The 11,593-nt window shown below is 43.4% G+C and carries 11 protein-coding genes and 1 pseudogene; all 12 read left to right on the top strand.

The annotated features are described in order from the left end of the window. Nucleotides 1-173 precede the first annotated feature (173 nt). Nucleotides 174-1,043, top strand: a complete 870-nt coding sequence (locus CKF42_RS15380) for a helix-turn-helix domain-containing protein (RefSeq protein ID WP_058958158.1) — start codon at nucleotides 174-176, stop codon at nucleotides 1,041-1,043. Between the two features lie 604 nt (nucleotides 1,044-1,647). After that, nucleotides 1,648-2,145 carry a type VI secretion system contractile sheath small subunit gene (gene tssB, locus CKF42_RS15385; protein ID WP_111208576.1) on the top strand — a complete coding sequence of 166 codons (498 nt, stop codon included), beginning with the start codon at nucleotides 1,648-1,650 and terminating at the stop codon, nucleotides 2,143-2,145. A 39-nt stretch (nucleotides 2,146-2,184) separates the two neighbouring features. After that, nucleotides 2,185-2,946 carry a type VI secretion system baseplate subunit TssE gene (tssE, locus tag CKF42_RS21445; protein WP_199559883.1) on the top strand — a complete coding sequence of 254 codons (762 nt, stop codon included), beginning with the start codon at nucleotides 2,185-2,187 and terminating at the stop codon, nucleotides 2,944-2,946. A gap of 14 nt (nucleotides 2,947-2,960) precedes the next feature. Beyond that, the gene (locus CKF42_RS15395; protein ID WP_111208568.1) at nucleotides 2,961-3,431 is read left to right on the top strand and encodes a hypothetical protein; all 471 of its coding nucleotides are present in this window, start codon (nucleotides 2,961-2,963) and stop codon (nucleotides 3,429-3,431) included. Nucleotides 3,432-3,547: 116 nt separating this feature from the next. Then, nucleotides 3,548-4,933: a VasL domain-containing protein gene (locus CKF42_RS15400; RefSeq protein WP_111208569.1), complete on the top strand. Its 1,386-nt coding sequence runs from the start codon at nucleotides 3,548-3,550 to the stop codon at nucleotides 4,931-4,933. 521 nt (nucleotides 4,934-5,454) lie between these two features. Further along, complete coding sequence (locus CKF42_RS15405; protein WP_111208570.1) at nucleotides 5,455-6,267, top strand: DUF6387 family protein; 813 nt, start codon at nucleotides 5,455-5,457, stop codon at nucleotides 6,265-6,267. Between the two features lie 100 nt (nucleotides 6,268-6,367). After that, nucleotides 6,368-6,988 (top strand): zinc-ribbon domain-containing protein, encoded by a 621-nt coding sequence (locus tag CKF42_RS21095; protein ID WP_146239946.1) that lies wholly within the window; start codon nucleotides 6,368-6,370, stop codon nucleotides 6,986-6,988. A gap of 307 nt (nucleotides 6,989-7,295) precedes the next feature. Beyond that, a complete protein-coding gene (locus tag CKF42_RS15410; RefSeq protein ID WP_111208571.1) occupies nucleotides 7,296-7,508 on the top strand; it encodes an AlpA family transcriptional regulator in 213 nt (70 codons plus the stop codon). A gap of 40 nt (nucleotides 7,509-7,548) precedes the next feature. After that, nucleotides 7,549-8,172, top strand: coding sequence for a hypothetical protein (locus CKF42_RS15415; RefSeq protein ID WP_146239947.1), 624 nt, complete (start codon nucleotides 7,549-7,551; stop codon nucleotides 8,170-8,172). A gap of 315 nt (nucleotides 8,173-8,487) precedes the next feature. Continuing rightward, complete coding sequence (locus tag CKF42_RS15420; RefSeq protein WP_111208573.1) at nucleotides 8,488-9,708, top strand: site-specific integrase; 1,221 nt, start codon at nucleotides 8,488-8,490, stop codon at nucleotides 9,706-9,708. Continuing rightward, nucleotides 9,695-11,008, top strand: coding sequence for a tyrosine-type recombinase/integrase (locus CKF42_RS15425; protein ID WP_111208574.1), 1,314 nt, complete (start codon nucleotides 9,695-9,697; stop codon nucleotides 11,006-11,008). The genes CKF42_RS15420 and CKF42_RS15425 overlap by 14 nt, the downstream gene beginning before the upstream one ends. After that, a pseudogene (locus CKF42_RS15430) lies at nucleotides 11,005-11,593 on the top strand (DNA-binding protein); the annotation flags it as partial. The gene CKF42_RS15425 and the pseudogene CKF42_RS15430, both read left to right, overlap by 4 nt.

The following is an 11,593-nucleotide window of genomic DNA, read 5'->3' on the forward strand; positions in this document are numbered from 1 at the left end:
GAATCTCCACGTTAAAACGCGGAGTCTGCCTCGGTACGGCAATCAGGTCTTACAGCGGATTGCGCGGAGTTTGCAAAATCTTGCGCATTTTTCTGTGTCGTCCCGATGTGACCTGTTTTCTGTCACGCGTTGTCCGTAAACTGGCACTCTGTTCAACCTGAAACGCGACCCCGATGCCTGTTTATCAGACTTTTGAAATGCTGCAGCGCCAGAAAGCCCAACTGCGTGATCAGGTGCAGCTTCACAGCGGCATTCAGCTGGCCGCCTGGTTTAACAGTGGCGATCGTGTCACCAACTTCAGCGATCACCACACGCTGAGCCTCTATGTCGCGGGGGGATATGACACCTGGCACAAAACTGCGCATGGCTGGCGCAACGGTGGGGCACCGGATCGCTTCTGTCTGATGCCTGCCGGCACCGAGTCGACCTGGGACCTGCGGGCCGATCTCGCCTTTGTCCATCTCTACTGCAGTGAGACGCAGCTGCGACAACTGGCTGAACGGGTATGGGATCGCAGCCCGGCACAGTTAACCCTGCATGAGAAAATCTTTTCTGCTGACGACCGTATTACGCAGCTTTACCGGCACTTTCTGCTGAGCTGCGACTGGCAGCAGCCCGCCAGTCAGGTGATGCTGAGCAGCGCCTCCACCTTACTGCTGACCCACCTGTTGCAGCACTACAGCGATGTGCAGTGGCAGCTGCCCCAGGTGCGGGGCGGCCTGGCACCGGCAGTGTTACGGCGGGTGCTGGACTTTATTGAAACCCATCTTGACCAGCCTTTAACCCTGGCGGTGCTGGCACAGGAAGCGGCGCTCAGCGAGTTTCACTTTGCCCGCATGTTCCGGCACACCACCGGCGCAGCGCCACACCAGTTTGTGATGCAGCGTCGGATGACACGCGCACACGCTTTGCTGGCACGTCCCGATCTGACACTGACCGAAATTGCCTTTCAGTGTGGTTTTCACTCTTCCGCGCATTTCAGCCATCGGTTCCGCCAGGTTTATGGCATGACGCCCTCCGCCTGCCGTCGGGCGCAGAGCTGAAGGCAGTTTTAAAAACGTTTTAAATGACATCCGGCCGCGTTTTAAAGAGTGCGTGAATCGGTATCTTCTGGTGGCAAAAATCACCGCGCTGGCTGGCTGTGAGGGCGGGTTTAAATCTATTCTCACCCGCGGTTCCTGCAATTATCGCATTAAATCAGACACGCTTTATCTTAATAAAAACTCAATGTCATTCTGAACATATTTCTTAGGAATATTCCACAGTTTCTCCTGTCAGCCTGCGTTATAACGTCCGACGTTTCTTTCCGCCTTTATATCTTCTGTTCCAGAATGCTCTTTCAGTCAGTCAATGACTCTTTTTGGTATGGCTGTATTGATGCAAATCAATGCCATAACCATTTACGCGTAATTTTTCGTTCGTTTTCACTGCAACAACATAAATGTTTATTTAATTGCTCACTTCTGGCTCAAATCGCTGGTATGACGACAATCACCGCTATTAAAATTCAGCAGAAAATTCTTAATATATTGAGTAAATAGCGTAATGATCTTAATATTTGATCTTATCTCGATCATTATTCTATTATCGTGCGTCTATAGCTTTAGTCTGAAAAATCCATGTAGCGATAATCTGAGGGATGATGAGATGTCGGATAGTTTCCAGGGTGAAGTGCCGAAGGCACGTATTAATTTGAAACTCGATTTGCATACGGGGGGCGCAAGCAAGAAAACGGAACTCCCCCTGAAATTACTGGTGGCGGGTGACTTCAGTCATGGTCAGGAATCTGCACCCCTGTCTGAGCGTAAGAAAGTTAATCTCAACAAAAATAACTTTGACGCAGTGCTTTCCGAATATTCCCCAAACGTCAATCTGACCGTTAAAAACACACTTGCCGGTGATGGCAGTGAGGAAAATATCACGCTGACATTCCAGAGCATGAAGGATTTCACCCCGGAACAGGTTTCACGGCAAATACCCCAGCTGAAAGCCATGCTTTCCATGCGCAATTTACTTCGCGATTTAAAAGCCAACCTGCTGGACAACCAGGCATTCCGAAAAGAGCTGGAAAAGATTCTGCTCGATCCGGCATTGAGCGCAGAACTCAGAGCCGAGCTTTCCGCGCTGGCCCCGAAACAGCCATAACGGTCACGATGCTTTAACGGATTAATAAGGAAGATGCTGATGTCTGTAAAAAATGAGAATGCTGCGAGTGGCGAGAGTGTCGTGCTGGAACGTCCTGCTGCCGGTGGGGTATATGCCTCCCTGTTTGAAAAAATCAACCTTAACCCGGTGTCTGAACTGAGTGCGCTGGACATCTGGCAGGACGCGCAGGCGATGCCCCCGTTGCTCGCTCTGCAGGGCAGCCGCTGGCTGGTGAATCAGCTGGAGCAGCTGATGACACAACTCCGCGCTCGTCTGAGTCGCCTGATGGCGATGCGCCGGGAAAGTAACGAGCGCATGGCGGATTTTGCCGTAGCCGACGTGTCACTCTTCTGGCTGCTCAATGCCCTGAACAGCGCCGAGCCGGTAACGGGCAACTTCACTGGTGGCCTCGATCTCCATCAGGTCAGCGAGGAGAACCAGCTGATTCTGTCCGTACTGGACAATATGCAGCGTATCCTCAACTGCCGTGCCGGTACGCTGGCGCATCTGCCCGACTACGGCCTGCCGGATATGACCCGAATCCTGCAGGGAATGCCGGGTACTGCTCATGAACTGATGGGCACGCTTTCGACGCTGCTGCTCAGATATGAGCCCCGCCTGAAAAAGATAGACGTTGTTCTGCTTGAGCAGCACGTGCCCGGCGAACTGCGCTATGCCATTGATGCAGAGCTGAAAGGCGTCGGACTTGTCCGCTACGGCACTGAGTTTATGCCCGAGGGGCGGGTGCTGTTAAGGCATCTGAAACAACAGCACTATCTCGACACCACAACCCGGATCTGAGGCCAGAAAGCACCATGTCTCTAAAAACACAGTTCCTCAAAAAACTGCAGGACAGGCAACGTGGCCCGGTCTCATTTACCTGTAAAACGCAGGCTGATATAGCGGCATTCCGCCTGCGAATGACACAGCTTCAGGAGCAGATGGATATATGGCTGACAGATACCGGCCTGCATGTTGAAACGCAGGCCGTGTCCGTCACGGACCTGCTGGTCGAGGGCGGAGCATTTGAGATTGCCAGTATCGTCCTCCATATCGACAACCGGTCTGTAAACTTTGTGCCGGTATTCCTGTACGGTCAGGGCGTAACAGGATGCGTGGAGGTGACCTTCCGGGATGGCGTGCAGGTGACGCCATTAGGACGACTATTCATGCGGTCAGTTTCGGTGAACGACTGGACCTTTGCTCCGTCTGGTGATCTCTCCCGTTCAGGGGAGGGATTTAACGAGAGCACGTTTTTTAGCCTGATTATTGCGCTTCTGCAGTAGCGTCTGAAGCTGTTAAAGAGTGCGTGATTTTTAAACCTGTTAATTGCCTGAAATCCTACCAGCCATTTAAACGAACATCTTTCATCCCTTCAGATCTACCCAATGGACAACTGGTCATGAATGACACTTCCCCGCGAAAAATCAAAACCGGCGGTGATCCGCGCACGCTGCCGGATTACAGCGCCCTGCGCGATGAACTCGGTAAGCTGACACATCCGGCGCGCCCGGATGTGAACTGGCAGTATGTTGAAAAGCTCTGCCTTTCACTGTTTGAGCAGAACGGCGTGGAATTGCAAACGGCAGCCTGGTATACGCTGGCGCGTGCGCAACTGGCTGGCTTATTCGGGCTTAATGAAGGGCTGACGATAATCGAGGCCCTGGTCAGGCATCAGTGGGGGGCGCTGTGGCCTCAGCCAGTCCATGCCCGTATGGAAATCCTCAGCAGTCTGAGTCAACGTTTGCAGCAACGAATGCGCTCGCTTCCGTTAAATTACAGCGACCTCAGCCAGCTCTACCGGGCGGAGCAACTGCTTACCGGACTGGGAGAGGTGCTGCAGCGTCTGGAGCTTAAGCATCTGAGCCAGCTCGATACGTTGCGTACTCAGATGCACATGAGTGCTGTCCGGCTGGAAAACAGCGACGGCACGGCCTGCACCGCGCCGGACACTCAGCCAGATACCGTATTGCCTGCCACCGTGATGAAGGAGGCGACAGCCGCCTCAAAGGAGCCTGCCGGTTGCCGGTCTGATGATGCTCAGGGCAGGGCAGTGAAGTGGGTATATGTCGCGGAATCGGAACCGCAGCCGAACGTGAACGTGCTGACCGCTGCGCCCGTCCCGGTTAACAGATGGACATTCTTTGCTGCCGGGATGTGCGCCATGCTGATGATATGCATGGCGGCAGGGTGGGGATGGCATTCTCTGAACCGGTCCGAACCCCTGAAGGTCCGGTTTGCCGCATCGCTGGCACCGCTACCTTCACCGCTTGCGCCGGAAGATCTGGATCGGTTACGTCGGCAACCGCCGCTACCCCAGTCTCTCATTACACAAACGGAGCAGCAGCTGGCCCGACTGGACAGATTGCCTCCTGACTGGAGTATCGCCTACAGCCGGACACTTACAGAGCAGGCTCAGGCGCTGTGGCCGGAGCAGGGCAAATCCCTGGCAGATCAGTGGCAGCAAAACCTTAACGCGGCCGTGTTGTCGCCAGAACAGCGCAATGGCTGGGATCAGGGAATGACAACGCTAAAAAATCTGAGCAACAGGCTGAACGGGCTGGATCAGCAGAAAGGCAAATACATCACGGTGAGTGAGCTGAAATCCATCGTTTTTACTGCAATGCACTCATTTCACAAATCGATACCCGCTGAAGAACAACTGCGCGTACTGTCTCAACAACCGGCTGGTGCCCCTTTGCCTGCCGCAGCCCGCGCACAGCTGGAGATGCATCTGAAACAGTTAACAGCCAGCTATGCTGAAATAAAACAGAATGCCGCAGAGTAGTCGCAGACGCGAAAATGCGCTGTGATTAAGTCCGCTATAAGCATGGCGACCGCGATGCAGTCAGCGCGGATGAATGTTCTGCAGACTCTGCTCAATGCCTGCCCGAATGACATTCCGGAAATTGTATTACCGGGTCAGAATCGTTGCGTGACGAAACGTCATGGACAGCATTCTGACCAGATTACCCGTGAGGATTTATCGCGCCGGTAAAAAGCAGGTGTTGTAATGCGGGCAGGTGTAAAAGGGAGGGCAGATATTGTCCCCTGCAGAAATCGAACTAGTAGTTAGTTTACTGATTTTAAAAGTTTTAATTGAAGTTAAACCTTTTATACCATCATAGATACCAACACTCAAAAATAACCTTAAAAACTGTTGTGAGACACTGAAAAAAGCGTCTTAATTATACTCAATTTTATCAGCCGTTGTTACTGTTTCACAGCTTGTTGATTGAAGAGCTGGTTCAAGGTGATGATGAGCTGACTTCTACATTGAGCTATAAAACACAAATGTAAGGCCTCGGTATGGATACGGTTCAGATCTACAAAGAGCTACAGGCTTGGTTCGACTACGACAACTATGTTGATGTTGAGTCTTGCACTTTGAAAGGCTTACATAAGGAGTTACAGGTCAGAAAGAACATCCTCGATTCAATTGAGTTTTTTGGAGAAGGAGATGTTTATTTTGACCAGATCCTTGCAGGTAACCCTCTATTCAGTAAAAGAATTGACCTCGACACTCATCTGGCAGAAAGCCAAACGCACATACGACAAGTCACTTTTGGTCATATTGAAAGCCTCAGAAGATCACTTGAAATGTTCTCGCAACAATCATTTGTCGAAGGTAGTGATCAACTTAAGAAAGAGGTCAGGGAGAAGTCACTTACTCAAAGTATGAGAGCCGTTGTTCTGGGAAAAAACGAAAGCCGTGTGTATACCTTCTTTGACCTCGAAAGCTCATCGGATGAAGAAATCATAGGCTCGCTTCGTGCGCTACTTCCTGTGTGGAGGAAAGAGTATGGAATCAAGGGCAGGAAGCAAGAGGCTTTTGGGCTGGGAAAGATTCTAAAGTTGGCTGACTACCGTATCCTTCCAATGATGGATCTGCTTATGTGGGCTAAGTTGAAAGATATTTCTCTTTCAAACACCATCCTTTCCAGAGTGCTTTATCCTAAGCTCACAGATGAGGTTCGAGGCGATGAGCAACTCAAAGACACTGACCGTCCAATAGCTGAGAAAGCTATGTCAGGAGAAACCAGTAAAAACATTGAGAGTTTTATTAACAAAAATCGCCATCTTAGCGATTTGTCACTATCACAATTGAGGAAACTTACCTGATCATAAAAAAATTATTGTAGTAATAAAATCATACATTAAACATAGTGATAAGAATTAGATGCTCAAACTGAATGAATTTTAAACTAAAAAAGGGCCTGCAATGTTTTGTAATAAATGTGGTTCATCAATAACCGAGTCTAATAACTTTTGTGGGCAATGCGGTGAGAGCTTAAGAGTTATAAAAAATGAAGTAAATCACTCTACGGCAGGTGATAATGGATTTAGCGCCGGGCAATACAATAATTTTATGGGCAATACTATTAATTTAGGTGTTAAGGATGAAAAGCCAATAGCTATAATTGATAGAAAATATGAAAAGCCTGTTAAATTAATGGGCAAGCACATAAAAACAGTTTGGTTAATAGTAGCAGGATTAGTTGGCTTTTTGGCTAATTTAGCAACGATTTTTACATCAATCGGAACCCCGAGTAACAATAATTTATTATTCGGACTGTTACTTGGCTTTAGTGTTTTACTTTTTAGTTTGGGTTTTTTATTGAGAAGGTTTCGTTTTGTGCATTTACTTTTCGGAACAAATGTCGAATCCGATAAATCCGGGTATGTATACATTACAAAAGTAGGAGGTGATTGTCCCCTTTGTGATGGGCAATTAAAACTTAGGAATTTCGGCCCTAAAAACAAAAAACAATTGTTATTATGTTGTACAAGAAATCCTGAACATCGGTCTCCTTTTGATCCGACTATATTAAAGGACTTATAAATTAAATATTCCAGGTCTGTGATAAAGGAAATTAATCTCAGGCTATGTGAAATATTAAATACAGTGGGTTACACCGCAAATGTTCGATGTCCTACAGCACAAGGGTGGAAGAGAACTGGTTTTCGGAATCTAAGTTTATCGGTTTCCATAAAATGCAATCGATGTCAAGAGAGTGCGAAGAATTATTATTCTCCCCCACAATAGTTCTTTAACTATCACCCACAAGAAACAATGTCCACTACATCCCTTCAAAGCCTGTTCCCGTCTACTTAGTATCAACTCATCGACAAGACGAGGAGATACAATCATGAACACATCTACTAAACAAACCACACGACTTATCCGCTTGCCAGAAGTCATGCATAAAACAGGTTACAAGAAAGCATGGATTTACCGATTGATTTCTGAAAATAAATTTCCTAAACCTATCAAACTGGGGGCAAGGTCTGTAGCTTTTATTGAGATTGAAGTCGATGAGTGGATTTCTGACACCATTAGCAATTCGAGAACAGCTTCATAGTTAGGCTCCAGACGAAGAACATCGACAAAGTGAGGACAATGTGGAAATCAAAGAATTCATGAATATTGGGAGCCTTTCTCGGCTTGTGAGTCAAAAAAATTTTGATAAGATTTTTGATGCTGAAGCTATCAGGTTATTACCTATGAATACATTGAGTAAGAAATCCGTGGCCTGTTTAAGCTATTACCTCGAAGATAGCGAATACAATCCATTTCAGTTTTTACCTGAGTTAAATGAAGAGAGCCGAAACTATATCTATGAAACCATACTGTCAGTGATTAAATGTAATGAGCTACTCAGAAAGTTATCGAAGAAAATCACCAAGAATGAAATTAATATTGCTGTAAAAGAGACTGAAAAGGGCGAAGGCCATGTGTTGCTCTGTAGCTTAAGTGTGCAAAAAGGGATGCTAGACCATTATGTGAAAACAATGCCGGATCTTCTGCCAGATGAAGATTCATTTATGACAGATGATATTGAACTTCTTAAGCTAAGCACTGAAGATATAACAAAAATTTTGCTGTGTGACATGTTGGAAAGAGGAGCATTGATGATTCATATAGGAGATGAACTCCGTAGTAAAGCTAAAAATATTCAAGAGGAATACTGGAACGAAGTAGAAAGTATTTACAATGGACGAACAACAATACAAATTACTATTTAAAATATCATCATTTTAAAAATGTAAAGTTTTAAGATTAAAAAATAGTAAAATTTAACGGAATACTTTACAAATTATTTTTTTGTGCCGCTGTATTACTTATGCAATAAGGCTTTATTAGTTTTTCTTCTTGAATCGGGTATGACTACTTCCAACTAGCCGTACTGGTTTCTTTCACGTGAAAGAAATTTTTTTAAGTATCTAAATGGATTATAAATAAATCCAAAAATAACAAAATAAAATTGCAAAGTTTAAATCGATAAAATAATGATAAGCCGTAGTGATTACTAAATGTAAAGTTTTCGGAGGGTTATTATAATGTCATTCAAAATAAAAAAATTTGTTATGAGTAATGGAGAACGCGGTTGCTTAATTCTCAACAAAGAAACACTGCTACCAGTTTACTATCAGAACCTTTATCTCACAACTAATGTCAGGAACAGAAGTGCAACTGCATCTACGATGGAAATAGTCGCAACGAATCTACTTATCCTTAGCAATTTTATGGAAAGCAGGAAAATCAACATCATTGATAGGATTGAAACCAAGCGGTTCCTAAGTGTAGCTGAAGTCGATGACCTGATACGGTATGCAAAGCAAAGATTCGATCAACAAAAAATTACGAATGTAATATTACTAAAAGGAAAGCAGATTGCTACAAGAACTTTTAGTTACAGGATACACGTTTTTTCAAGCTATCTAAATTGGCTGTGCGGATTGATCCATTCTATGAAGGGAATCCATGCCAGATATGAAGTCGAAAGTTTTATTGAAAGCATAAAGGCGCACTTCCCGCGAAATCGCTCACTCAGCATCAATGACAGAACTGACAAATCGATAAGTGAAGAACAAATAAAAACTCTGTTTAAGCTGTTGGAAGTCGGAGGGAGTCAAAACCCTTTTCAGAAGGAGGTTCAAGTGAGGAACAGGCTCATTTTTACCTTGTTACTGAATTGCGGATTGAGAGCAGGTGAGTTACTAAATCTTAAAGTAAATGATCTAAATCTTATAAATAACACACTGAGTATCTTCAGAAGACATGACTGCATTGAAGACCGGAGGCTGAATCAACCATTAGTTAAAACTGGCGAAAGGATAATCCCATTATCAGACGAGTTAGTGATGGAGATTTTCAATTACATACAAACTTGTAGAAGTAAAATCACTAAAAAGAAAAAACATGACTTCCTGTTTGTAACTCACAGCGCATGTAAAACGGTAGGAGAACCATTATCTGTTTCAGCATATGAGAAAATAATTTCAAATATTAAAAAAGCAAGCCCGGAATTAAATAATTTATCAGGGCATAGATTGAGGCATTCATGGAACTATTTCTATTCAAATGAAATTGATGGTTCAAATTTGGAAATCAGTCGAAAATCAGGATTGAGATGCTATCTCATGGGCTGGTCAAAAGATTCTAAAATGTCTGAAAACTATAATTTCAAACATATATCAGAAAAAGAAAAGGAAGTTATTGGAAGAGTATATGAATCTTTGAAAAAGATAACTGAGGGGCAATATAATGGAAACATGTAATCTAATAAAAGAGAATCTGGTTTTTGCAACGATGCAGGGGTATAGCTTCAAGCTTTCTGATACCAAATGGCAATTAGATAAAGAGACTTGTATTTTCCCACATAAGATTGCCGACAAAATGCCAGAGTCGATGCGTATTGGTTACCTAACTACCTTGGCTTACTTTTCGGCTGAATACAGTGCAGGTTACACAAAAAACATAAACCAAATTTTTAGTCAATGGTTAGGAATGGTAGACATTAAGACGATAGATGCTAATGCGGTTTATCAATTTAATGTTAGTTTAGGCCCTGAGAAAAACTATAAACTAAATTCTATAAAGAAGTTTCTAACGAAGTGGAGAAAACTCGGTTATGTGGGAGTAGAAAACTCCGCTCTAAGAATGCTGGAAAAAATAAAAATTAAAACTAATTTGACAGGAGAAGCCGTAAAACGAAGAGATCCAAATAGTGGACCGCTAACGGAAGAAGAGCTGAAAATCATACTTGAAAGTATCACGAAATTATTGGAAGAAGACAAAATCCATCTGTTTATTTATTGCTACATTATTCTATTAGCAACAACGGGAAGGAGGCCTTTACAGTTAACCTCATTAAAAGCAAAAGATCTCATCAGAACGGGAGAAGGTTGCTTTCTAAATATACCGAAAGTTAAACAAAGGAAGGACTTTAGAAGTGAGTTTAGCTTGGTAAGTATCGATGACTGCCTTTATAAGAAACTAACAACCTTAATTGATATGAATCAAAAACACATTGAAGATAGTGTTAGTCAGGGCATTGGCCATATAAAAAATGAATTGCCTGTATTCATGGACGCAAAAAAATCCGTATCAATTCAGTCTGGTCAAATTTTAGATACCATTATGGCAACTGATTTTTTACATATGAAGAATTCATTTATCTCTAAAGAATTAGATAAAATCACCACTAAATTTAATATCCAGTCATCAAGAACCCATAATCCTATGAGGCTAAATGCCAGACGATTCAGGTATACCCTTGGATCTCGTTTAGCAAAGGAAGGAGCCTCAGTTGAAGTGATCGCTAAAGCATTAGACCATAAATCTATTAACTCATCAGGGATATATGTAAAAAATAGCCCAGACAATGTTCACGATATTGATATGAAACTTCATTCATTTTTTGAACCGCTATCAAAAATATTTCTTGGTGGCGATAACACACAGAATAAGAGGCTATTTAAAGAATATGTTTTAAATTCTTTTGGATTTACTGATTGTAAACACGAACTCATAGAGTGTTTTACCTGCAAAAACTTTAGAGCATGGAGTTCTCAATGACCAATATAGTCTTATTCGAGCCAACCAATGCTAACGATCCAAATTTAAATGTTAATGATTTTATTAAATTTTGTAAGAGTAATATTTTTAACTCCAATTTAGCCAGTTCATGGGAAAGCAATGTATGGAAGGGGTGTTACAGATTCAATAAATTTGATATCAACAATAATCGAAATAGCAAAGATAGATTAGATGATAGTTTTATTGATTTTGCTAAAGCTTATATGTTTCATACTCATTCGTTTAATAAGTCAAAGTTAAACCAGAATGCTTTGGCAATGTTGAAGATCGTTGAGTTTGTATTATTGAAATCATCCGGTGAAGCTAATGTCGTAAAGTGTAATAATAACATTTTTGATGAGTGTGTAAGAGTAGCAACTGCTAAATATACAAAATTACAAGCAGTTGGAATTGGTAAGGAACTTGAGAAACTATGTTCATTTTTGAGTGAAAACAGAATGACAATCTCATCATATTTTTTTTGGGTAAATCCGTTAAGGCATAAAATAACTCAAAGTTGGCAAGGTTATGAACCTTCGCTTGAAGGGCACTCAAAATTACCAGACATAAAATCCGTAATAGCCA

The sequence above is a fragment of the Pantoea sp. ARC270 genome, assembly GCF_003236725.1.
GTDB classification, from domain to species: Bacteria; Pseudomonadota; Gammaproteobacteria; order Enterobacterales; family Enterobacteriaceae; genus Pantoea; species Pantoea anthophila.